Origin of the sequence: Saccharospirillum alexandrii, from assembly GCF_004000275.1 — a bacterium.
GTDB lineage: Bacteria > Pseudomonadota > Gammaproteobacteria > Pseudomonadales > Natronospirillaceae > Saccharospirillum > Saccharospirillum alexandrii.
The window spans coordinates 1,280,947-1,305,292 of record NZ_RCIP01000001.1 but is presented as its reverse complement, the minus strand read 5'-3'; the positions used below and the strand labels follow the sequence as shown (position 1 = coordinate 1,305,292).

General features: G+C 49.1%; 14 protein-coding genes. 2 read left to right on the top strand and 12 right to left on the bottom strand.

Annotation, left to right across the window (positions count from 1 at the left end; all coding sequences use genetic code 11):
* Positions 1-75 precede the first annotated feature (75 nt).
* From EP166_RS05875 to EP166_RS05835, 8 genes are all read right to left on the bottom strand, one after another.
* On the bottom strand, positions 76-381 hold the full coding sequence (locus EP166_RS05875) for a SemiSWEET transporter (RefSeq protein WP_127555832.1): 306 nt from the start codon (positions 379-381) through the stop codon (positions 76-78).
* A gap of 489 nt (positions 382-870) precedes the next feature.
* Positions 871-2,337, bottom strand: coding sequence for an ankyrin repeat domain-containing protein (locus EP166_RS05870; RefSeq protein WP_127555831.1), 1,467 nt, complete (start codon positions 2,335-2,337; stop codon positions 871-873).
* 113 nt (positions 2,338-2,450) lie between these two features.
* Entirely contained in the window at positions 2,451-2,750 is a 300-nt protein-coding gene (locus tag EP166_RS05865; RefSeq protein WP_127555830.1) for a hypothetical protein, read from the bottom strand.
* On the bottom strand, positions 2,747-3,196 hold the full coding sequence (locus tag EP166_RS05860) for a hypothetical protein (protein WP_127555829.1): 450 nt from the start codon (positions 3,194-3,196) through the stop codon (positions 2,747-2,749). The genes EP166_RS05865 and EP166_RS05860 overlap by 4 nt, the downstream gene beginning before the upstream one ends.
* Positions 3,197-4,160: 964 nt before the next feature.
* Positions 4,161-5,432 (bottom strand): leucine-rich repeat domain-containing protein, encoded by a 1,272-nt coding sequence (locus EP166_RS05855; protein WP_127555828.1) that lies wholly within the window; start codon positions 5,430-5,432, stop codon positions 4,161-4,163.
* Between the two features lie 1,411 nt (positions 5,433-6,843).
* The gene (locus tag EP166_RS21425) at positions 6,844-7,644 is read right to left on the bottom strand and encodes a nuclease-related domain-containing protein (RefSeq protein ID WP_127555827.1); all 801 of its coding nucleotides are present in this window, start codon (positions 7,642-7,644) and stop codon (positions 6,844-6,846) included.
* A 755-nt stretch (positions 7,645-8,399) separates the two neighbouring features.
* Positions 8,400-13,514 (bottom strand): hypothetical protein, encoded by a 5,115-nt coding sequence (locus EP166_RS05840; protein ID WP_127555826.1) that lies wholly within the window; start codon positions 13,512-13,514, stop codon positions 8,400-8,402.
* Between the two features lie 718 nt (positions 13,515-14,232).
* Entirely contained in the window at positions 14,233-16,224 is a 1,992-nt protein-coding gene (locus tag EP166_RS05835; protein WP_127555825.1) for a DNA topoisomerase III, read from the bottom strand.
* A 363-nt stretch (positions 16,225-16,587) separates the two neighbouring features.
* Between EP166_RS05835 and EP166_RS05830 the strand changes: the two genes are divergently transcribed.
* Complete coding sequence (locus EP166_RS05830; RefSeq protein WP_127555824.1) at positions 16,588-18,258, top strand: glutamine--tRNA ligase/YqeY domain fusion protein; 1,671 nt, start codon at positions 16,588-16,590, stop codon at positions 18,256-18,258.
* Positions 18,259-18,625: 367 nt separating this feature from the next.
* Positions 18,626-20,329, top strand: a complete 1,704-nt coding sequence (locus EP166_RS05825) for an L-lactate permease (protein WP_220432487.1) — start codon at positions 18,626-18,628, stop codon at positions 20,327-20,329.
* A 239-nt stretch (positions 20,330-20,568) separates the two neighbouring features.
* On the opposite strand, the gene bfr (EP166_RS05820) is transcribed toward EP166_RS05825, so the two are convergent.
* From bfr (EP166_RS05820) to EP166_RS05805, 4 genes are all read right to left on the bottom strand, one after another.
* Entirely contained in the window at positions 20,569-21,036 is a 468-nt protein-coding gene (gene bfr / locus EP166_RS05820) for a bacterioferritin (protein WP_127555823.1), read from the bottom strand.
* Between the two features lie 2 nt (positions 21,037-21,038).
* The gene (gene bfr / locus EP166_RS05815) at positions 21,039-21,515 is read right to left on the bottom strand and encodes a bacterioferritin (protein WP_127555822.1); all 477 of its coding nucleotides are present in this window, start codon (positions 21,513-21,515) and stop codon (positions 21,039-21,041) included.
* Positions 21,516-21,785: 270 nt separating this feature from the next.
* The gene (locus EP166_RS05810; RefSeq protein WP_220432486.1) at positions 21,786-22,433 is read right to left on the bottom strand and encodes a 2OG-Fe(II) oxygenase; all 648 of its coding nucleotides are present in this window, start codon (positions 22,431-22,433) and stop codon (positions 21,786-21,788) included.
* Between the two features lie 73 nt (positions 22,434-22,506).
* Positions 22,507-24,339 (bottom strand): AMP-dependent synthetase/ligase, encoded by a 1,833-nt coding sequence (locus tag EP166_RS05805; protein WP_127555821.1) that lies wholly within the window; start codon positions 24,337-24,339, stop codon positions 22,507-22,509.
* Between the last annotated feature and the right edge of the window lie 7 nt (positions 24,340-24,346).

The window sequence follows — 24,346 nt, the reverse complement described above, 5'->3', positions numbered from 1 at the left end:
GAAACCATGGAAGGCCGTGCGAGTGGCGCAGACGGCCATCAGACCGGCCACAGCCGAGTGGCACGGTATCGAGCGTTATCGAGGCATAGCCAGGCCATTATTAAGGCTCTTTGTGCGGCCAGTGCGTATCCGGGTTCTTACTGTCAGTGTTAAGACACCACCAGAAAGAATCAGCGTAACCAGGTTTGCCAGCAGCATTGGCAAGTCACCAATGATGATTGCATAGATCAGCCAAAGTGCAACGCCCAGGGTGAAAATGGCGTACATGCCCAGTGATATGCCTTCAACATTCTTGGTTTTCAGGATTTGTACCACTTGAGGTACGAAAGCAGCCGTCGTGAGGCACGCGGCAGCCAGGCCGATTAACGTCATTAATTCCATGGGGGGAGCTCGATAAATGTTCAGCGTTGTAGGTGCAGATAGGCAATGAGCCTGCTGGCAAGTGTCAACAGAGCCGTTCCGTGATCAACCGACTTTGTCAGCCGAAATGGTAATTGTGGCGGTACCCCTACGCAATGGATAACACCCTAGGTTAGCCTGATACTTTCTAAGCTAATAGGTTATTAATAGTAACCTATGGAGTGATGGAGGGTGCCACAGCAGGCCGCCCTGTTTCGCCAGTTCCCGGCCGCTTCGCCGGGCACTCACCAGAGGTCTTCAATAGCTGAGCGCTGAAGAGGGCATCCATACAGGCATATTACTGCTTAATGGGCATGTCCAGAAGAACCATAGCCTTGTGAGGGGCCGAAGCATCAGCCAAACAAGACACCCAGCTCTATATGGATGTATAAATACTATCAAAGATACAAAGTTTATAGTATTTATGTATGGTTGTCACAATAGTTAACTCGACATGAGTACCGAGCCAAACTAAAGAGTACGACTTAAAATGCCTCTAACCTCTTCATAATAAGGAGTGTACAAAGAGTTCAACTCTGCATTCTCCAGTGCGGGCCGGTATTGTTCATCGAGCAGTTCGAGATGCTTTTGCTGAACCGTAGCGCCCCCAGCCATTAAAGCTTGGATAACGGCGATTTCTTCTTCATGAATGCTTCTAATGCGATCACTGCAACAGTTACTGAACAGTGATAAACGTTTAATACCATAGACGAGGGCATCGTCTCCCTGGCTGTCTATTGCATTCGCGTCGGCTCCATAACGCAGTAACAAGGCAACGGTGGCAGGGCTATATAGCTCCGCTGCTTTTATCAGCGGCAGCGACCATGAAGATGAGAAAAAGTGGTGGGGTTTGTTCACTGCTGCGCCCTGTTGCAACAGATACTCAAGGATTTCGCCCTCTGGCTCTCTCATTGCCGTTGTTAAGGCGGAATGCCCCAGCTCGTTAACATGATCGAGGTCGGCTCCTCGCGTAGCCAGCACTTTAACAAGCGGCATTTGCTGTGCGGTGAGCGCGCGTAGCAAAGGCGTAACCCCAGCCGATTGGTGGTTAACATCAGCCCCTTTATCAATAAGGTATTCAGCAATTTCCTCGTGAGGCGTCAATGCCGCCAGCATTAACAGACTATGCTGCATATCCATAATAGGCTGGCCTACCTTGAGATTCGGTGAGACGTTTCGCACTTCTATATAATCCCGCAGCAAAGCCAAGTCGCCCTCAACGATCGCCGCTTCGATTGAACCAGGCTGGTAGCTACCAATAGCAATGTCGATCAACGTGGGCCTATTTTCAAGTGCATCAACCAGAGCTTGTTCAAAGGGAGAAGACGCCGTTTCACCCAAAACCACCTCGCTGTTATTGTCCAGGAGGTTCGTAACGGTGGGTTCCTCGGTAACTAGATTCTTAAGCGGATTATGGAAGACAGCGTCTAATTTTGCCTGCACCTCGGTCGAGTATTGAGCTCTGCGACCTTTGAGCAGGTTGGCCGCTTCACGGCGAACGAAGTCACTTTCATCGTCAAGCCCGTTGATAATGTCTTGCTCTACTATGGCTAATTCATACTGCCACAGCGCGCGAAGCCCTGCGGTGCGTACAAACTCGTTCGGGTCATTGGATAGTGCCCGCAATATTGGCAACGATTGTTCGCTGTTGATTAACCCCAATACTGCGGCAGCGGTCTCCCGCTCAGCGTCCTCATCGCTCTGTGCTTGCCGGTGAAAAAACTCCAGCGATTGGATATCTTTTTCATCTATATGCAAGTAGCCTTCACGAAGCACTCTCATCCGGGTATCACGCCGCACTTCCGGATCAGGGTTTTGCCAGCCTTGAACGGCTTCGTCCAGCCAGAGGTTGGAATGGGGTGGCGGCTCCTTCGCGCAGGCAGCAAGAAGTAGAACAACCAGGGTCAGTGTTGAAAATAGATAGTTGTGTTTATTCACCTTTACTCCAATTTGCCTTAGGTCTAAGGGCCTATTCACGAATTCCGGTCGCGTTCGATGAGCGGAGGGTCATTCTGCCGAGGTGAACATACCCCAAAGCATCAGAAAAACTGTCAGTGCGGGTTAACCGCCGCATCGAATGCCAGACGTTTTTGGTAATCCAGCCAGTTGCGGGCACCGAGAATGCCGATAATTCCGATCGGCACGAAGGGGATAGAAAAAATGATGACGATAATCGCTCCAGCCTTGTGCACCGGTGTCTGCATCATTAATGCGCCTACCCAATTCATGCAAGCCAAACCCATTAATACATAAGAAATGGCCATCGGCATCTCCGGATCGCCCAGGGTCAGCGCAGATATTGCCAGAGTAATGAAGGCTGAAACGAAAATTTTGCCCATACCGGGGTTCATACGGCTAGCTCCTCAGTGCTCGGTTGGGTATGTTCACTAAGGACTTTCCATAAGCGTTCCACATCGCCAGGTTTGAACGTTTCAATGGGAAGATAAACGGGTTTCCTTTGGTAGGAAGACTCAACAACAAAACGGCGTTTCTGGCGACTGACCGAAAGAATGGTATTAAGAGGTATGAGTTGCAGCGCTCCCAGGGGAGCGGGGCTTTTGAATTCCAGCGTATTGTTCCTGATGGTACAAACAGGGGTATCTTCGCGACTCAGTATAATGAGCCCGACCACTACCATGAGCAAAGCCGATGCCAGCGGAAGCACCACTGGTATACCCAGTGCCAGAATAATAAAGGTTAGAAAGCCGAGCGCTATTCCGAGGCCCAGTTGAATTTTGGCCATTTTGCTGATTTTGGGGTTGCGCATGAATACGATGGCATCATGAGTGTCACTCATGGAGATCTCCTTATCTATGAGGTGGGTTTCCCTTGGTTTAGCTACCCAGACCGAGCCTGTGGCGGCAGCAGGCACTCTATAGAGATGTTTTTTATGTTTCCAGCCTGCTGAACGTGATCAGTTGCTATCAATTCCGTATTTGTGACGAAGGTCACTGCTACCTCATACGAGCCTGATGGCAGAGACGCTGGAATCATCCGAGTTCACTTCAGCTAAAGAGCGGATAGCTACCGCGTAGAAAGCCCCGGAATCACCTGAGCCACGTCAGCCAAGACCATTGTTCTCGTTTGTGGGTTACCCGCGCCAGGATCTGCCCGCAGGCCTTCCGTTTCGACTGCAAGACTACCTGGAGCTGATCGACTGGGCCGGGCGCCAAATCCGGGATGACAAGCGCGGGAGTATAAACAACAGCAATCCGGTTACTTTCGAACGCTTAAACATCGATGTAGAACACTGGGTCCTACAATACATAGCACTTTGAGAGCCAGTTCAAAGGGCTGGTGGGTACCGCAATATCAATCAAGGCTAAATTTCAACAATTTGGTTATCAGCGAACCTCTGGGCTTGGGTTAGCTGAACTGCTGACTTAGATGATCACCAATTAAAACACTCGTCATGGGCAGCCTGCAGCTTTGTTGTGCCTGAAATCTGAGATTTCTACGCTTTTCTACAATGTCACCTGCTACTACCCATTTTTAAAGCTCTATTGCGAGACTTTATAATCGTTCGGCCAAATTCTCGATAGTGTTCACTGTAGAGAGTGTCCACTAGTCGCGGTGAGTGTCCAGCAATCAGCTAGTGCAATAGAAGCCGCTTAGAGCCAGACCAATATCTGGCTTAATGGACTACTTGGGCATTACAGGTGTCGGGTGCCCATATATGTCCAGCTAGTTATTTTGATAGCTGTCTAGTGTGAGTGACCGGCTAGTCTTCAGCTGGCCTAGCTACTTCGGTTTTAACCGCTTCACTCTAAACCCAGACCGACTAGAAACGCTGTTATTTCAAGATCAGAAATGCCATCTTCTTCGATTTCAATACTCCCTGCGACAGTCTGCAAGTTGTTAGATAGCACACTGATGGAGCTTAGACTGTTTAACCGGATTGTTAAGTCACCCGCGACGCTATCCAAACCACCCAGCCCAGTTAAATTCGTTAGGGACTCATTCCGTTCGATCTCAACATGGCCAACACTTGTCAGGTTTTCCAGGCCAATGAGAGAAGATAGTTCGGAGTTTCTACCAATGCTTAGCTTGAAGGGCAAACTAGTAAGGCCTTCCAGTCCTTGTAAATCTGTTAGATCTGTATTTTGAATTTCTAGGTGCCTTACAGAGCTTAAGTTCTGCAATGGTAGCAGTGAACGAATAGGTCCATTAAGTGTAAGCTTATTACCAACGTTCGTCAGTTTTCCCAACGGTTCAATATCGGTCAGTACGTCATTGCCATCGATGCGCAAATCCCCTGATATATCATCGAGATTATCCAAACCCGATAGAGAGGACAATTTCGGATTGCCTGTAATTTGAACGTCATCGTTCAAAAAAGTACCAACAGATGTTAAGCCAGATAAACCCGCGATGGACTGAAGCGCATCATTGCCACTTAGGTCTAGGTTTCCTGCAATGAGGGACAAGCTCGCTAGGTCATCGAGATTGTCGAGAACAGGGTTGGCCGAGATCGTAAATTCGCCAACTTCAGTGAGACTTTCAAGCCCCCTCATTGAAACCAGAGAATTATTCGAGCGCAGAACAAAATCTGACCCTACGCTTTCTAGTTTTTCTAACCCACTTAAGTCAACCAAGCCGTCTGCATTTTCAATAACCAAACTGCCGCCAATAACCTCCAATTTTTCTAACCCCGCCATCGATGTGATGGCAGGGTTACCATCAATCCGAAGCCGGCCCGAAATGCTGGTAACATTGCTTAGCAGGGTAAGATCACTGGGTTGGCCTCCGTCATAGCCTATTCGCACAGAACCCGCAATTCTGTCACACTGGGCCAGGTTGACACTACTGATCACAGTATCGCCACTTACGAAATCCGTTACTTCTCTTACCGCAAAATCGATAAAGAAGTCGCCGGTACAAACATTCCCCCCGACTAAATCTGGATCTCCACTGTTGTTTCCAGGGGTTGTGTCTGATCCATCATTTCCGGTACCGTCGCCTCCAGTACAGGCAGTTAAGAATAAGGTAAGTAACGCTAAGGAAATGGGCCGTAGAGCGGATTGAAGTCGCATGAGAGTCCTTTCTATGCTGTTTGATAAAAATGCTTGAGCAATTTACACATCGTTCAGATAGACCATATTAAAATTTATTGACCGATGTCAATGACTATTTCTTGTGACCTACTGTTGGCCAATAACATGGACTCACACTTAATATTCTAGATTGTAACCTTTTGCTGTCAGTCGATAGCTTTCTCTACACAATATACAGGTATGTGGAGGGTGAATGACCTGGTCAAGGTGGTATTCATAAGACACCTGTCTGACGAACATTAATATAATCTATCAGGAACTGTTTTTTATAATCGAATATGGGCATGCCGGGAAGTTCACTGGAAAACTGACTTCCTAGAGTTTGTACAGCGCTATATACAGTATTGCGATAACGGGCCGTCAGAGTAAGACACAATGCCACGTTCAAGGAAAAGCCAGATCGCCCTGGAGGCGACACCTTACTATCACTGCACCTCTCGGTGTGCGCGCCCCGCGTTTCTGTGCGGGCGAGATGAACATTCAGGTAAAGACTATGGGCACCGTCGTAGCTGGATAGAGCAGCGCATGCTGGTTTTTGGCAGAGGTATACACACTCGATATCTGCGCTTATGCCGTCATGTCTAACCACCATGCTAGTCCGGACACCCAGCTCTATTTCAATATATCCAGACTATCGAAAGCAATTTTTTGATAGCTTTCTAGTGTGGGTGTCCGGGCTAGTATTTCCGTTTCGGAAAAATTTGTAATGCGATTGCGAATAAGAACCCTAGTGCTAAATAGTAATTATGAATCACCAGGCTATTGAGCAGATCTGAAGAATTTGTAAGCCCGAGAAGTATGCCAGCGTAAAGTGCTATCGACATAAATGTGACTACCACTTTGAATAGAAGGCTATTAACCCAGTTTACCTCGGCTTCATTAACTAACAGTATTGAACCGAAAGTGAAAAGTAGAGGAATCAGCTTATCGTAGATAGTGATATCTGGATTAAAACCTGCCTCTATAAGGCGCCAGAGCATAAAGACTCTTAAAAGAGGAGGCCATACCAAGAATACAATAATCAAGTTTCTCTTGGTAATGATCGAATAGTTTCGGTTACCTATCACTATGATGTCCTGCTTGGTGTGGTTGTCTTGTTTACCCGTGTGCGGCTATTTCGCTATAGCCCACTGTGGTAGGTGTCCAGAGAACCCGTAATTTACTAAAGCTATCACTAGCAATGTTTTAATAGTCGCCTAATGTGGATGTCCAGCTAGTCAATGGGTGTCAGGTTAGTCCTTTTCCGCCTTGAGGCCGATAGGTAATTGGCAGCGAGGCGCTGTTGGCCTGCGCAGGCAGGCACCTGTAAGGCTAGGATGAGAGCTTAAAGATGGTTAAACCACAGCCGACTTGGGTGCGAGTCATATCGGTGTTCGTTACATTTGGCGAATCATTGGAGGTTCAACGCAGATGCACCTCTGGTTCCACGGCACTTAGGGTAGCGGGAGCAACCCCAGAAGGCATCTCCTGCATTGTGGCCTTTCTTTGACTCTCTCAACACCATATCAGCCCCGCAATTGGGGCATTTTTTGCCATAAGTCTTCTCTTCAATGATGGACTCTATATGGCGGATGTGTGCCTTATTGGTTGCCCGGCTCCTCTGCAACCTCAAGTTACTTATTTTGGTCACCAAATCGGTAACCTGGTCATGATCAAGCACTTTGGTCTCGAAGCTTCGGATGAATCTGACTCCCGCTCTGGCGGTAGTTACGTTCGAAGGCATTTGCGTTTTGAACGTACTATCGCCAACAAAAAGGACCAGTGAATGTACGATCTCAGGAGGTAACCCCAAAGATGACTCAAGGACTTTAATGTGCTTGTAGTTTTGATGGAGTGGGTTCTGAAACTTCGAGCTGTGGCGATATATCTTTTGAGTCCACTGGCGCTGATTCACTGACCCAAAGATCCAGCCTTTCATGTTCTTGGTCTCTACGACGAACACGCCATATATAGACACCACAATATGGTCTATCTGGGTAGTTCCGTCTTGAGTAGGGATCGTGACGTCATTGAGCGTGACATAATCGCCTTTGGGCAATCGCGATAATAAGTACGCGACGGCACCTTCGCCAGCTTTACCTTTAAACCAACTGCTCTGGAAAAATGTGACTAGGAATATGAATGCAAGAAAGCCCGGGATGAGGTAACCGGTCTCTACGATGCTGGCCCATACTGTACTGACTATTTCCATCTAAATGCTCCTGTTTGCTCCTGTTTGCTCCTGTTTGCTCCTTTTTGCACTTGCAGTGCTTGGTCACCCTGTCAGTCTCAGTATGGCCCATTCGAGCCTTTGGAATGTTTAGGGTACCTAGAATCAATGACTCTGACCTCATTGATTGGCCCATACAGTTCTTACTATTTCCATCAAAATACTCTTGTTTTTCCTTTCAATAATTGCAATGTTTTGCTTGGTCGTACTGTGAGGCCCAGTACAGCCAATTTGAGCCATAGGAATGAGTAGGGCACCTTGAATCAATGACTCTGACCCCATTGATTCAAGCATTAAGCAATCATTGCATTGGCCAGTCGGATGGCCTGGTTAGCCTGGACGCTTATTCAAAAGCAGGAGATCTACCGACCGGCTTGATGGCATGGCTTAATCAAGAGTAACCCTTCCAAAGTCCGTTGAATCGATGATGAATTAGCGGTTAATCCGCCTTGGCATCAGTCTGATTTGGACATGGTTCCAGTAAACCGAGTGGGTGTTTTAGACAGCCAAGTGCGGACCTTCATCAGGGCCCGGGAGTGAACTTAAAAAGCTCCCAACCAGTAGGCCGGATATATGTCAGCACGACTGCTCTATCATTGAATAGCGCGTGGTTATGGCAGTAACAATAGAGAGGCATCGAGCCAGATGAAAATCTGGCTTAACAGACTACTGCGACTTGACAGGTGTCGGGCGTCCATATATGTCCAGCTAGTCTGTTTAGTTTGCAAGAACGAACTTTAAACATGTATTTTTCGTGATCTAACCATATGCTCACGAAGGTAATAAGCCCTAGCAGAACCAGTCTCTACAATTCCATTAAGTAACTCAAGGCATGAGTTATACATTTTTCGGTTTAATATTCCTCTATTCTCAACCTGCAAATAGCGCCCTATTGCCATTTCCAAGTAGAAAGCGGTATTGACTTGTTTACCGATAAGCTCTGAATTACCAGAAAATTTTGAAGCTAATAAGTGGATGCCTTTATCGAAGAAGACTTCATGAAATTGATACATTAATGATGCTAATGCTTCGAATACATGGCTATTGTTTGCAGATTCATTTGCAAATTCTAATAAATAATTTGCCCCTCGTTTCATATCACTTTCTTCGCTCTCATTACCTTGCCAAGGGCAATCAGCATACATCATTCCACGTAATAGCTGATTTAAATCATTCTGCAAGCCTATATAACGATCGTTAATATCATTCAAAGCTATCTTATGCGCTTGTGGCGCTAACAAGCTCCATAGTGTCCATATAGCATCATAATCACCTTCTTTTTCCACAGCGACATGATATGAAAGTGTTAACGAATAAATAAAGCTGGGTGCTTTTGAACACCCCAAGACTAATAACTCTTTAAAGGGCATGAAATTATTATTTCTTGAGTAAATAACATGCTCAGAAAGGCAATCTTGCATCTGTTTTTTTATATCATGATTTATTTTTTCATCACCACTTGAACGATGATGTTGATATTCAGTATCAAACACAAAATTCACTAACTTGTTAACCAACTGAATCTGAACATCATCCGTAGTACAATATGGAACCATTAACATTGGTAAATGAAGAAACCATGAACAATGGCTTTCCAAAGAAATATCGTCAACCGAAAGCTTAAACTTTCCGTCAACTAATTCATTGCGAAATGTTGTTATAAGAGCATTCCATTTTTCGAGAGCGGCTTGCAATTCATCACCTTGTAAATGATAGAACCTACGTACCACACTATCTTCTCTTCGGAATCTTGCATACTCAACTATCCCACCTATACAACGGGATGCTAATTCAGCGTCTCTTGACCAAAGAAACTCCCTTACCCCCTTAGCAGCACAAGCACAAACATTAAGGTTCTCATGTGTTAGTGCAGTTGCCAAAGCAAACTTCAAATGCTCTTCTTGTTCTGAATCTAGCTCTAAATCAAATAATTTAGGTAAAACAAATGCACACGCTCCAGAGCCATAATAATCAGTCTTATCATGGGCTGTTGTTCCATTCATATTATCTGCGTGCATGAATATTGACTCTAGGATAACTCCTAGGCACCAATCTTTATCCTCATTACTTAAGTTCAAAAGATCATCTCTAACACAAACAGCAGCAACAGTTGTAATTGTACCAACTGCCATATCGTAAAAGTTGTGAATTTCACCTTTTTGTAAGGAAATGAGTAATTTTTTTGCTGATATTAATGCGTCTTGATATGAAGAAAAATATTTTTCTTCGAGTAATTTTTCTTCTAATAATTTTCTTGCCCATAAATGCAAACTAGTTACAATATTATCAACCGCACGCTTTTCATTAAACTCTTGTTGATCTTGTTTTAAATCTGCAGGAAGTTCAGAAGAGCTTTGAAGTAATATTCGATCATTTTCTTTATCTTCAACGGCCTCCCAAGTACGCGTATCAACTCGGTGTACCATATACCGAAGTTTTTTTTCATTACGAGCAGTCGCTTCACTTATCAATTCATCAACAATTTTCAAAGCGCCATCCCTGAACTCACTTACGAACTGAAGCCTTGTTAATAAGGTTTCTAATGACTCTTTTCTCCATTGTCTAAGTGCTGCTTTTCTTCTCTCTTCGATGTAGATTTTCGATAATGCATCTCTATCAAGACCGAAGAAGTGCATTTCATTTCCGCCCATTTCTTGTGTCATTCGAATTAAATCTAAATGGTATAAATCAGCAGTTTTCAGTAAAGGAAATGCTGCTTTCCCTACTTTATCAGGGAAGCCTGTAGCCACAGAGGATAAAACAGATGTAGGCATTACAGAGTTGCTTTTTCTCAGCAAGTAATCATAAATCCATTCTATTTCATTGTCCTCTCCACTATTATCGACATATTCAACTAACCAGTTTTCTAATGCCATTAGCCCACACTGTAGCAGGTAAGGTAACGTAGACTGCCCTCGATAACCCTTCCAAAGGTGGGGTGATGCATACTGCTTAACTATTGTGCCGTCATTTAGTGTTATATCCACTTGCTTTACTACTGTCTCATAAGCATAAATAGTGTCTTCTTCATTATCATAAGGTTTAGCAAATTCAGATTCCGAATACTTTTGTGCCGTTATGTTGCATAACTTAATAATAAAATCTAACGCTAATCTAGGTTTTGATTGAAGAAGATAACTAAAAGGGCCTTTAGAGCCACTTGTAGGAAAAAAATCACGTTCTCTATCTAAACCAAAGGATTCTTCAACATCAATTCGGCCATAAGAACTATAGCCAAACTCATCTTCTTCTGGTTTTTGCAGTAGCCATTCATGCAATGAAAGCTTAACAACAAAGTCAGGATTACGCTTACACAACATAGGCACATTAGTGCCTACAAGGGCTAAACTAGTCAGCTCATCAACATAATTTAATCTTCTAGGTTTTACCTTGGAGATGAAAACATCCCGCTCCATTAATTCATCAAATTTTTCTTTAATTGCTGTCGAAACCTTTAATACAGCATTAAGTATTTTTTTTCTTCGCTTTTCATCACGATAAGAATCTTTTACCTGTTCAAGCAACCATAAACTCAACAAGCCAACCTTTTGTGACGCTTTTGGCAGTTCCTCATATATATTGATAAGGCCACACCATTCATCTATCACCTCAACAACTTGAGTAAGCATAGAGTTACTCAAATCGTCTTTAACCTCATAGATAAAATTAAACAGTGCCTCCCAACCATTGCCATAGGGTTGTAAGAACAAAGTTTTCAAAATTCCTGACTTTTCATCTTTAACCAATAAATAATTATATAGTGAGCTTGGCCTTTGACAGGTTATTCTTAGAATAAAGCAAAATCGGATCAAAAGTGCGCAATCATCCTTTAGAAGCTGAGACTTAAGAGAATATAGAAAATTTTCTGGCGAGCTATGTTGCATAATCGCTGCAATAGCCTCATCCTTCCAATAACTTTCTATACTATCAGTGGTCAATACTTCTTCAACAAATTCATTCGTTGCATGATCAAATTTCAATTTTCTGTATAGCCATAACCGAAAGGCCCTACTAATTGCAGGCTCATTACCAATAGTTAATAAAAATTTAACTAAGTCATGTGAATTTTCTACGTACTCGCTCTCAATGTATTCTTCTAATGCCCAGTCCTCTAATACGTCGTGCATTGGACTTATAGTGGCAGACTTCTGATCACGGTGAATTAAATGATCTTCTTCCAATTTAGCAATGACCTCAGGATCAAACTCACTAGCTCTAATACCAAACAACATTTTTTTCGCTCGTTGTTTTGCAATATTAATAAAAGTTGCTCTTCGTTTATCTGGCATTCCTAATTTTCTATCTGCCTCTTTTGAAATCACTGTTGCCCAGACAGTATTTCTAAAATCGTCTTCAGTATCACCAGATTTAAATTGTGCGCCATTTCCAATAGCTCTTACTGCAATCTCGATAAAAAATGGTACTTTAAGCAATTCAGTTAACGAATCATTAGATATTAGCCCTGTTAGCTCAGGAATATGTTCACTGACTTGATTAATCTGATCCGTAGTAAGTCCTTCCACATTTACACTGTCAAACTGGATAGCACTAGGTTGAAGATAATTAAAAGTAAGTTGTTGGTATGCATAATCACGGCCCGTTGCAATAATGGTCCAACCCGCTTGCCTTTTTATGTATTGAAGTAAATCAATAAATGCATCTTGATAATTTGGCTCTAAAACTTTTTCTAGAGATTCAATAACAAGTATTTTTTCTTTAAGTAACGAGAAGTATCCTTCAATCTGCCCTAACGTAGAATTCATTCCGATAGATGTGAATACATCGTTAAGGTGGCTTTTATCTAAGTCTTCAGCTCTTAAATAGAAAACAGGAACATCTTTGCCTTTCGTTGAGATAAAATCTTTAACAACTCCTGATTTGCCAATACCTCTAGCACCAGTAACAAAAAGAAAGTCATTTACCTCGTACAGTTCAGATATTTCTGCTATTTGCTCAAGCCTATCTATATGAAAACCATTAATCGTGTTCGATATTCCATCAAATATATGGTCACCACGCTCTTTAAGCTTTAAGAAATCATTTTCAAAATCTACTTTACTTGTCGGCTCAAATAATAATTTAACTTCATTTGGCACATTAGCTTGAGTTAGAGTCCCTGCATTCTGGTTAAATTCTTGAGCACAAGCCACTAATTTAGACAAAACAAGAGATGGCGATTCATCCGAGTAACATTCAATCAAAGAGCACAGCAAGTTTGCAACGACTGAATATTTGGCATCTAAGTCGAAAGAAATTAACTGAAAAGCTTTTAAAAAAAGCCATAATTCATCATCAGTAATTGCATTTCCTTCGTTAGCACTGGTTAATTGTGCCCTGAATATATTTAGCTTCATAACCTTAGCTTCACTAGAAAAACCTTTGGTTTCTAATTTTTTAATAAAGTCTGCTGAGTTTGATGAATATTTAGCCCATTCCAATATAGGAAGAGTATTATTAACTTCAAGTTTGGGTAACGGTCCTGTTATTAATGCAATTGAATCATTTTCAATATTAAACTGAGTGTTTTTAAAATCTTTCCATGCACTGTTAATAACTTCAGCGAACATTGAATCAGCAGATCCACTTATGGTGATTTCGTGCTTAATCTGAGCAAAAAGTTGACTTTGGTTATTTGCTTTATCAGTCGCAACTAAAACAAAGTCATCAGTATTTACGCCATCATATTTATTCTGAAACTTTAGCTCTTTTGCCCTCATATTCTGTGATAAACAAGGAACACAAGACTTTGTTAATAATGACAGTGCAAAAGCAGCTTGAACTCTAGTTTCAAAGTTTACACCGCCACCTCCAGTAGAGAATGGATTGCTTTGTTGTTTTACATCTTTGCTCATTTTATTTCCATATTTTCAAAACAATGCCAAACAGAAATTGATGTGCTTTGAGAAAACTGTGGTGATCGAATTGGCATGTAACAGTATCTTCATCGTCGTTTTCGCCGATGATTCCGACAAATAAGACCTTAAGCTTACTAAACCATACCGCTATGACTCGGTGATATAGGACCCGGGACTGTTGCTAACCTTACTAAAGGCGCATATCAAAACCGGTAGAACTGTCGCTTCAGCTGACTATTCTCGGCATCAGTGTCTCGGGAAACTCTTATTCCGGAATATCTCCGGTATCAGCGTCGCACCCGAAGTATTCTATGTGACCAAGTTCTCAAACACAGATTGCCTGGGGCTGAGCAGCGCGGGCTGAGATTAACAAAATAGGCAGTTGTTACACTCTCCTTTATTCCTTCGCTACTGAGTAGTTCCGCCGAGGTACCTAATGATTCAATATCCAGAAAAGCTTGGGATGTTCGTCTTTAAAAGCCACTCCCATATGTGCCGAATTAACTGGGTTGGATGAGCTCGGTTACAGTGCATTAGACTCGCTACCGCCCGGCCGGTTACAGGGCACACCAAGGCGAAAAACGTTGTTTCGACACCATCTCACTCTGTGACGAAGTTGGCAAGTATTTATTGAGTAGAGGTGTCACATCTGTCCGCTTTTAGGTTGCTGGGCTCAATTCAGTGGTTTTATACTCCCCAAGACACTTCGACAGGCTCAGTGCGAACGGGAATGGGACTTTGGGGTTGGTTTTGGCTTGGATCTGGCACCTGCCTTTTTGGGACCTACGGCCTGCTTCGCCTTACGCTTCCTACCAAAGGCTTTCCCAGGCTTCCTACCCAGGCCAGCCAGGCCCGTTGGCACCAGCGTCCTAAGCTGACCACACAATTCAGTTAACCCCTGCTCCAAGGGTTTCATCAAATCATCATAACGTGCCTTCTTGCTCGCTATGTCCCCAAGCACCGATTCCCAGCGGGCGGTTAAATCCGGCTGGGTAATCCGTTCGGGCAGAGCGTGAATCAGCGCTTTCCCGGCCTGGGTGGCGTGTATGTTCTTGCCCTGCCGCTGTAAAAAGTCGCGCTTGAACAGCAGTTCGATAATGCCAGCCCGGGTGGCTTCGGTGCCCAGCCCGTCGGTTTCTTTCAGAATGCTTTTCAGGGTGGCATCGCTTACGAAGCGGCTGATGCCAGTCATCGCAGCGAGTAAGGTGGCCTCGGTGAAGGGTTTGGGTGGGGTGGTGTGTTTTTCCATGCATTCGGCCTGCAGCGACTGCAGGGGTTGGCTTTCTTTCAGTGCCGGTAAGGGTGGGGCGGTTGTTGCCTCTTCTGTGTTGCGGGCACTTGGGAACAGGGCCTTCCAGCCCAGGTCGTGAGTATCGGTCTGGCAGGCCCGGAACAGTCCGTTTTCTATGGTCACGTCTACTTTGGTATCGAGTTTTTTCCACACCGGCATGAACTGCGCTAAATAGTTGCGGCAGACCAGGCTGTAGACTTTAAGCTCATCGGCATTCAGCCGGGTAAGGCTGCGCTGGGTGGGGATGATGGCATGGTGCGCGCCTACCTTGGCGTCGTTCCAGGCTTTGCTTTTCTGTTTCAGGTTCAGGCGGCCGCCGGTGTCGGTAAAGCCCGAATGGTTCAGGTTGGTCAGGCTGGTCTCTATCGCTTTGGTTACCGCTGTCGCTTCGGCAAAGTGCTCGGCAGGCAGGTGGCGGCTATCGGAGCGCGGGTAGGTAATGGCCTTGTGCGTCTCATAGAGTGACTGGGCCGTGTCGAGCACTTGCTGGGCGCTCATGCCGAAGGCCCGGTTGGCATCCATCTGCAGGCTAGACAGGCTGTGGGGTAGAGGGGCTGGCTGGTTAATGGTTTTCTGCTCCAGCCGGCTGACGCTGGCCGGTTTGAAGCTCACCCGCTGCACCACGTTCTGCGCCAGCGGTTGGGAGAGGTTGCGGCCTTGCTCATCCAGCCAGGGTTCGCAGGCTTCGCTGGGCACCCATTTGGCGTTGAAGCGCTCGCCCTGTTCGGTTTCCAGCAGGGCTATCACTTCATAGAAGGGTTTGCTGACGAAGGCCTCGATGCTGTCGTCCCGCCCGACCACCAGCCCCAGTACCGGCGTTTGCACCCGCCCGATGGATAAAACGCCCTGGTACCCGGCGGCTTTGCCCTGGAGCGTCATCGCTCGGGTCAGGTTAATGCCATAGAGCCAGTCGGCCCGGGAGCGGGCGAGGGCAGAGGTCGACAGCGGCTGGAAATCGGCATTGGGTTTTAACTGGCGTAATGAACGCTCTATGGCGGCCTGGTTTAAATCGGCAATCAGCAGGCGCTGGGTGGCGGCTTTCTTGGCAGCGGGCACCTTTAAGTAAGCGATTACTTCATCGACCAGTAACTGGCCTTCTCGGTCGGGGTCTCCAGCGTGTACGAGTTGGTCGGCTTCTTTCACCAGTTTGCGCAGGGCGCTTAGCTGAGCGCCTACCTGCTTTCTGGGTACCCACTGCCATTGCTTGGGGATGATCGGCAGGTGATCGTGACTCCAGCGCTTAAAGGCAGGGTCGTAGGCATCCGGATCGGCTTGCTCTAGCAGGTGGCCGATGCACCAGCTCACCACATCGCCACTGGCAAAGCGGAAGCAGCCTGTCTCTTTGCGGGCGGTGCCGGGCAGGGCATCGGCAATGGCGCGGGCGAGGCTGGGTTTTTCGGCAATAAAGAGGCGCATTAAGGAAGTTCGATAAGCATGGATGGATATACAGTAATCTGACCTGCGCTGTGGATCAAGGTTTTGAGCTGCGAGCTACGAGCTATTAGTTTTTAGAATGCAGCGTTTGCAACCAGTCGAGTGCCGGGCGCCGGGTGTGCCTGGTTGGGGAAGTCTGAGGCATGGATGCCGAAGCCTAGGCCCCATGGACGGGTTCACGCCGACCCCAACCAGGCATACCCGGCGCCCGGCGCGCATTTCTGACACCGCATCACAGTCTGACGCCTTACCCGCCAGCTATGAACCCGCTATAATGCCCGCCTTTGGGTTGCCGCGTGCGACCCGCCCTGACTTTACTCGACCGACCCGGGAGTTCCTGTTCACATGAGTGACAAGCCGTCCAACTTTCTCGCCACCATCATTGAGGATGATCTGGCCAAGGGTAAGCACGATAAAATCGTGACCCGCTTCCCGCCAGAGCCCAATGGCTATCTGCACATTGGCCATGCGAAATCCATCTGCGTGAACTTTGGCCTGGCTGAGCAATTTGGTGGTGTCTGCAACCTGCGCTTCGACGACACCAACCCGGAGAAAGAAGAACAGGAATACATCGACTCGATCAAGGCCGACATTCACTGGTTGGGCTTCGAATGGAACGAGACTGAAAAGTACACCTCGAACTACTTTGATACCCTTTACGACTACGCCGTGCACCTGATCAAGAACGGCGACGCCTACGTCTGTGATCTCTCGGGTGACCAGGCGCGGGAATACCGCGGTACCCTCACCGAACCCGGCCGAAACAGCCCCTACCGGGATCGCACCGTTGAAGAAAACCTCAACCTGTTCGAACAGATGCGCAATGGCGAGCTGGACGAAGGGTCTTGCGCTTTGCGGGCGAAAATTGATATGGCCGCGCCGAACATGAACCTGCGCGACCCGATTCTGTATCGCATTCGCAAGAAAGCGCACCACCAGACTGGCAACAAATGGTGCATTTACCCGAGCTACGACTTCGCCCATGGCCAGTCGGATGCGCTTGAAGGCGTGACGCATTCCATCTGTACGCTGGAATTTGAAGACCACCGGCCCCTGTACGACTGGTTCATCAGCAAATTACCCGTACCCGCGGTGCCACGCCAGTATGAATTTGCGCGCCTGAACGTGAACTACACCATCACCTCCAAGCGCAAACTGAAGCTGCTGGTCGACGACGGCGTGGTCGACGGCTGGGACGACCCACGCATGCCCACCATCAGTGGCATGCGTCGTCGTGGTGTGACGCCTTCCTCACTGCGCCACTTCTCCGACATGGTCGGCACCAGCCGTGCCGGCGGCGTGGTAGACCTGGGCATGCTCGACTTCGCAATTCGTGAAGACCTGAACGACAACGCCCCCCGCGCCATGGCCGTGCTGGACCCACTGAAAGTAGTGTTCACCAACTTGCCGGAAGGGCACCGTGAAGTGTTCACCGCCCCGGGCCACCCGAACCGGGAAGACCTGGGCGAGCGCGAACTGCCGTTCACTCGGGAAATCTACATCGACCGGTCTGACTTCAATGAAGACAGCAGCCTGTCGCGCAAGAAATTCAAGCGTCTGGTTACCGGTGAATGGGTGCGGTTGCGCAATGCGTACATCATTCAGGCCGATGAAGTGATCAAGAACGATGCCGGTGAGATTACCGAGATTCGTGCCAAGGTTGTCGAAGGCACCGTCGGTTCGGATGCCCCCGAAGGCGTTCGCCCGCGCGGTGTGATTCACTGGGTGTCGGCCAGCGAAGGCATACCGGCCACAGTGCGCTTGTACGACCGCCTGTTCGATACCGAAACCCCGGATCGCGGTGGCGATGACTTCATGCAATACCTGAACCCCGAATCGTTGAAGGTGCTGACCGGCTGCGTGGTCGAGCCGAGCCTGGCCGAGGGCGCGCCGGAGCAGTCGTATCAGTTCGAGCGGGAAGGGTATTTTGTGATCGACCGGTATGAGTCCAAACCAGATGCGCTGGTGTTTAACCGGACCATCGGTCTAAAAGAAGTCTGGGAACGCAAGGTTTAACTTCCTACAGCGTTCCGGTTGGCTTGGGTGGCTGTCGTCCGCGGCGGCTACCAGTGTTACCTCTGCGGGGTCGGTGTGAATCCATCTATGGAACCTAGATCGCATGATATGAATCCCCTCCTTGGGATTCACCCTTCGGGCTCGCTACGCTCATGCTAAAACGCTCCCGGCGTTTTAGTCCCTGTTGCGAACTACCCCGCATAGGTAACACTGGCACCCACCGCTCGCAGGGTGGGAACTTCTAAGCTCCTACAATGAAAGCTGCCAGGTTTTCACTGGTATTTTCTGTTTCATTGACCTTAAACAAGTCAAAACTCGATCAGTGGTCTAGACTGCGGGGTTGAAAAACCTCTGTCTGGAGCTTTGCATGCTGTCTGTTGTTTATTCACTGGCTTTCCTGCCTATTGTACTGGCTGGCATTCTATTGGTTGGCTTTCACTGGCCCGCCAAGAAAGCCATGCCGGTTGTGCTGCTGGTTACCCTGGTACTGGGTGGCTGGGTCTGGCAGATGAGTCTGATGCGGATGACAGCGTCTGTGCTGCAGGGGCTGATTCTAACTGCGGGTATTCTCTGGATTATTTTTGGCGCCCTGTTGCTGTTGAACACCCTGAAAGCCAGTGGTGCGCTCTCGGCCATTCGTGCCGGGTTTTCCGACATCAGCCCGGACCGTCGGGTGCAGGTGATTCTGGTGGCCTGGATGTTCGGGTGTTTTCTGGAAGGGGCTTCCGGGTTTGGCACCACAGCCGCCATTGCTGCGCCGTTGATGGTTGCGCTCGGTTTCCCGGCCATGGCTGCGGTGGTGATGGGCATGATGGTGCAGTCAACGCCAGTGTCGTTTGGCGCGGTGGGAACGCCCATTGTGGTGGGGGTAACCGGGGGGCTGGACAGAATCGCAATAACCGAATTACTGGTTGCCGATGGCAGTAGCTGGAGTGAATTTTACCGGCTGATGACCTCTGAAATTGCGATTACCCACGGCATTATCGGCACGCTGATGCCATTTCTGATGTGCCTGATGCTGACGCGTTTTTTCGGTGAGAAAAAGCAATGGCGCGAAGGCTTTGCGATGTTTCCTTTCGCGCTGTTTGCCGGTTTGTCGTTTACCATCCCCTATGCGGCGGCCGGTATTCTGCTGGGGCCTGAGTTCCCCTCAATGTTGGGTGCACTGGTGGGGCTGATGATTGTGGTGCCGGTTGCCAGGCGCGGCTGGTTGCTCCCGAAAGAATCATGGGATTTCTCGGCCAAACAGCACTGGCCCGAAGCCTGGAACGGCAGCATTAATATCCCGTTGGACGACACACCCTCCGAACAACGCATGCCGCTGCTGCGCGCCTGGGCGCCCTATGCCATGCTGGCGATATTACTGGTGCTGACTCGGGCCATTCCCGTTTTGAAAACCTTTGTTGAAACCTTTCTCGCCTTTGGCTGGACCGATATTTTAGGTGAAAGTGGCATCAGTGGCAGCTTGCAGCCGTTGTATTTGCCCGGCGGTATCATGGTGGTTGTGGTTGCCCTTACGATGTTGTTGCAGCGCGTGGGTTTGCCCTCGCTGGGCCATGCGGCCAGCGAGAGCACCAAAACCCTGATCAGCGCTGGCTTTGTGTTGGTATTCACCATTCCAATGGTGCGAATACTAATCAACTCAGGCGTGAACGCGGCCGACTTGCCCTCGATGCCGCGTGCCATGGCGCAGCTGGTGTCGAACGGCGTCGGAGTGGTTTACCCGATGTTTGCTTCAACAGTAGGTGCCTTGGGTGCTTTTATTGCCGGCTCCAATACCCTGTCGAATCTCATGCTGTCTGATTTTCAGTTCAACACGGCTCAGTTGCTTGGGGTTTCAACCGCGATGCTGGTGTCCGCCCAGGCGGTGGGTGCGGCTGCCGGTAATATGATCGCCATTCATAATATTGTGGCGGCATCGGCTACGGTTGGTTTGATGGGACGCGAGGGAACCATATTGCGTATGACCATTATTCCGACGTTGTATTACCTGGCGTTTGCGGGTGTGATTACGTTGATTGCGGTGTATGTGCTTGAGGTGGGAGATCCGGTGATGAGTGCGATGCAGTAGGGTTTAAATAAAGGGGGTTTGGGATTGTGCAGTATCTGGTGTCGCTCAAGTTCCGGCGTTCGCTGGCACATAGTTAGCGCCGGGTGCCAGGTGGGCTTATCAAGGGTGGTCCGCAGCAGGGATGCTGCGGTCCAGGCCCCATGGATGGGTTCACGCCGACCCTTGATAAGTCCACCTGGTGGCCGGCGCGGGTTATTGGCCACGAAGCCAAACGCGAACGCCGGAACTTGAGTTTTGAACTACATCTGGGATTGAAGGTAGTTCGGCAGGCCGATCATCTTGATCAGGCGCAGCTGCTGTTCCAGGTAGTAGGCGTGGTCCATTTCGGTGTCGTCGAGCAATGGTTCCAGCATATCCCGGGTTCCGTAGTCCTGTTCCTTCTCGCAGAGGGCGATGGTGTCGGCCAGCATTTTTTGTACGGCGTACTCAATGTCGAGATCGCTTTGCAACATGGACGGCACGTCGGAACCGATGTTGATCGGCTCGCGGTCTTTCATATTGGGCGTGCCTTCAAGGAACAGAATGCGTTCAATCAGTTTGGTGGCGTGGCCTTTTTCGTCGTCAAACTCGTGGCTGATGCGCTCGTAGAGTTTGTTCAGGCCCCAGTCGCGGTACATTTCGGAATGCAGGAAATATTGATCCATCGCCGAGAGTTCATTGGCGAGCAGGGCATTCAGGGCCTTGATGATGGTTGGATTGCCTTTCATGGTCAGTCCTCATCCGTCAGGTTGGCTTGAAGGTAATTTGGCAGCGTTACGTTGGCGATCTGGTAGTGCTGGGTTTCCAGCCAGTCGAGGTAATCTTCCTCGTATTCCAGCAATTCGACCAGCATGTCGCGGCTGACGTAATCCTGCTGCGTTTCACACAGGGCGATGGCGTCTTTGAGTTGGCTGATCTGCTCTAACTGGAAATCGGCATCCAGCTTCAGCATCTCTTCGGTGTGCTCACCAACCATCAGCCGGTTCAGCTTTTGCAGGTTGGGCAGGCCTTCCAGAAACAGTATGCGCTCAATCAGCTCATCGGCCTGTTTCATGTCCTTGATGGATTTCTTGTAGCTGTGCTCGTTCAGCCGCTCCAGCCCCCAGTTGCGGTACATCCGCGCGTGAAGAAAATAACGGTTGATGGAAGTCAGTTCGGTGGTCAGCACCTTGTTCAGTGCGTCGATCACCTGACGGTCACCCTGCATTGGAAAACTCCTGAAACGCTGTATCAAAATAGGTTTCGGGGGAGTATAGCTGACTGAAGAGTGATGTGGGAAATAACAACCAATGGAGGTATTAATTCAGTACTTTTACGTGTTTTTACTGAAGATGTGACTGATTATTAAAGCCAGTTACGTTCGTGTTGCGTTCAAGCGATAACGCGCCCGGTGCCATAGCTTATACAGATAACCACTGCCGCAGGCTCACCCGGTCACTCTGAATAACCGATGCTCAACACGCGGTTGTTTTTATCGTTACTGGCTCGGGTCAATCCGGTTTTGTATGGAATTGTTATTGCGGTACCAGCCGGCAATGCTGAACCGGGTGCGTTCGGCCGCCAGTACTTCGTGCGGGAACTCTTCGCTCAGGAAGATGACCATGCTGCCCAGGGTTGGCAATAAACGGCTGATCAGCTGGTTTTGCTCATTGTAGAGCAACAGCTCGCCGCCCTGGTTGTCTTGCCAGTCGGGGTTCAGGTAGGTCACCGTCGTCAGCACCCGGTTGGTGCGGCCGCGGAAGGCATCGACGTGCTTGCGGTAGAAAGCGCCGGTGTCATAGCGGGCGTAGTGGCATTCATAGTCCCACAGGCCGAGCATCAGGCGTTTGTTGAGTTCGAGCCGAAGTTCGTCGGCGGCCGCCAGGTACTGGTGCTGCGCGGGTGTTTCCCCGGTTAGCCAGTGGGTGCTGTCGCGACGAATCAGGTCGTTGGTGTGGTTGTCCTGCTTGCGGCCAATGCCGGCCTGGTCCCACTGGTCGGGCTGGTGCTGGTGGATGTCTTGCAACAGGTCCAGGGCCAGCCGATCGCTGATCCCATTGGGCAGGTGCACCCAGCCTTGCTGGCGCAGGCCATCGGCGATGAGGTCGTAATCCCACAAGGGGGTCAGCAGGGCGGTCGTGTTCAAGGCCGGGCATCCAGAAAGGGTGCGCTATAGTACGAAAACTGACCGCCGGGTAAAGCGTTTTTACGCGGTTTTTTTATGCCGCTGTGTCTTCTCTGAACAAGGCTTCAATTTGCTGCTCATACTGCTTGGCAATGGTGCTGCGCCGCACCTTCATGGTAGCGGTGACTTCGCCGTCGTCGTGGTCGAGTTCCTTGGTCAGCAGGGTGAAGCGTTTGATCTGCTCAACCGGCGCTAGCTGGGCGTTGCCCTTGTCGACTTCTGCCTGTATCAACGCTGTGACGGCCTCGTTTTCCGACAGGGATTTAAAGGTGGTGTAGGCCAGGTTCTGGCGTTCGGCCCAGGTGGTGACGGTGTCGTAGTCGACCTGGATCAGCGCGACCAGGTATTTGCGCTGGTCGCCGATGACGATGCATTCCTTGATGAACGGGCTGGCCTTCATGGTGTTCTCGATCACGCTCGGCGAGAGGTTCTTGCCGGCGGCGTTGATGATGATGTCTTTCTTGCGGTCAATAATGGTCAGGGTGCCGTCTTCATGTTCTTCGACGACATCGCCAGTGTGCAGCCAGCCGTCTTGCAGGGTCTCCGCCGTCGCTTTGTCGTTCTTGTAGTAGCCCTTGAAGATGATGGGGCCGCGCAACAGTAATTCGCCGTCGTCGCCCACGCGGGATTCAACGCCGGTAATGGCGCGGCCGATGCGGCCCTGGCAGTTCAGGTCCATCGGTTGCAGGGTGGCGGCGCCAGTGGTTTCGGTCATTCCGTATATTTCGATCAGCGACAGACCCATGCCCCGGAACATGGCCAGCAAATCCGGTGAAATCGGCGCTGCAGCGGTCATGGCAATGTTGCAGCGGGCGAGGCCGAGGTAACCGAGTAGGGGCGCGTACAAAACCGGGCGGTAGAGTGCGTAGCTCAGTTTCTCCTGACGGGTCCATTGTGGCTTGGGTTTGGTGCCGCGTTGCTGGGCCGATTTCAAACCCTTGTGCAACAACCAGCGGCGCAACGGGCCGGTGCGGTCGCCGAGCACGGTCAGTTCGGACTGCATTTTTTCCCAGATGCGGGGAACACCGAAAAACATCTGCGGGGAAATTTCCTGCAAGTCGGTGCGGATGGTGCGCAGGCTTTCGCCAAAGTTCACCACCATGCGGCGTGCCATGGCGTTCATGGTCGAAAACGCCTGCTCGGCTACGTGGCACAGCGGCAGGTAAGACAAAATGTTCTGATGAGTCTGAGAGGGCACGGCATCCCACAGCAACGCCATTTGCGACCAGATGTTCTGGAACGAAATCATCGCGGCCTTAGGCAGGCCGGTGGAGCCCGAGGTAAACACAATCAGCGCCGTGTCTTCCGGTACCTGCTGGGCCAGGCGGTCTGTGACGGCCTGGGGCGAGCGCTTCAGTTGGGTTTTGCCACGGTCAATCAACTCTTTGAGCGTCATCCATAGGCTGGCGTCGTAGCCGTACAGGCCTTTGGCGTCGAAGACGATGATGTGTTCCAGCAGCGGCAGTTTGTCGCGTATCTCCAGTACCTTGTCGACCTGCTCCTGATCTTCGCAAAATACGACCTTGCAATCGGCGCTGCTAAGCAGGTGTACCACTTCGCTGGCCGGGCTGGTCGGGTAAATACCGCAACACACAGCGGCAGCGCTGTTGATGCCCAGTTGCGCGACAATCCACTCCTGCCGGTTTTCGGAAATGATGCCGACGTGATCGCTGTGTTGAATGCCCAGATCAATCAGCCCGGCGGCAATGGCGTGAGTCTGGTCGCGGTATTGGCGCCAGGTGGTTTCCTGCCAGATGCCCATGTCTTTCTGGCGCATGGCCACGTCATTGGGTACGGTTTGGGCGTGGCGCTCCAGTAACTGGGTGAGGCTGATGTAGCCCTGATCGTGAAACGAACGTTCAGACATCTCGGCG

Excerpts from the sequence above, each read along its gene's own strand:
- EP166_RS05875 (WP_127555832.1), bottom strand. The coding sequence starts at position 381 with ATGGAATTAATGACGTTAATCGGCCTGGCTGCCGCGTGCCTCACGACG.
- EP166_RS05865 (WP_127555830.1), bottom strand. The coding sequence starts at position 2,750 with ATGAACCCCGGTATGGGCAAAATTTTCGTTTCAGCCTTCATTACTCTG.
- EP166_RS05860 (WP_127555829.1), bottom strand. The coding sequence starts at position 3,196 with ATGAGTGACACTCATGATGCCATCGTATTCATGCGCAACCCCAAAATC.
- EP166_RS05855 (WP_127555828.1), bottom strand. The coding sequence starts at position 5,432 with ATGCGACTTCAATCCGCTCTACGGCCCATTTCCTTAGCGTTACTTACC.
- EP166_RS21425 (WP_127555827.1), bottom strand. The coding sequence starts at position 7,644 with ATGGAAATAGTCAGTACAGTATGGGCCAGCATCGTAGAGACCGGTTAC.
- EP166_RS05840 (WP_127555826.1), bottom strand. The coding sequence starts at position 13,514 with ATGAGCAAAGATGTAAAACAACAAAGCAATCCATTCTCTACTGGAGGT.
- EP166_RS05835 (WP_127555825.1), bottom strand. The coding sequence starts at position 16,224 with ATGCGCCTCTTTATTGCCGAAAAACCCAGCCTCGCCCGCGCCATTGCC.
- EP166_RS05830 (WP_127555824.1), top strand. The coding sequence starts at position 16,588 with ATGAGTGACAAGCCGTCCAACTTTCTCGCCACCATCATTGAGGATGAT.
- EP166_RS05825 (WP_220432487.1), top strand. The coding sequence starts at position 18,626 with ATGCTGTCTGTTGTTTATTCACTGGCTTTCCTGCCTATTGTACTGGCT.
- bfr (WP_127555823.1), bottom strand. The coding sequence starts at position 21,036 with ATGAAAGGCAATCCAACCATCATCAAGGCCCTGAATGCCCTGCTCGCC.
- bfr (WP_127555822.1), bottom strand. The coding sequence starts at position 21,515 with ATGCAGGGTGACCGTCAGGTGATCGACGCACTGAACAAGGTGCTGACC.
- EP166_RS05805 (WP_127555821.1), bottom strand. The coding sequence starts at position 24,339 with ATGTCTGAACGTTCGTTTCACGATCAGGGCTACATCAGCCTCACCCAG.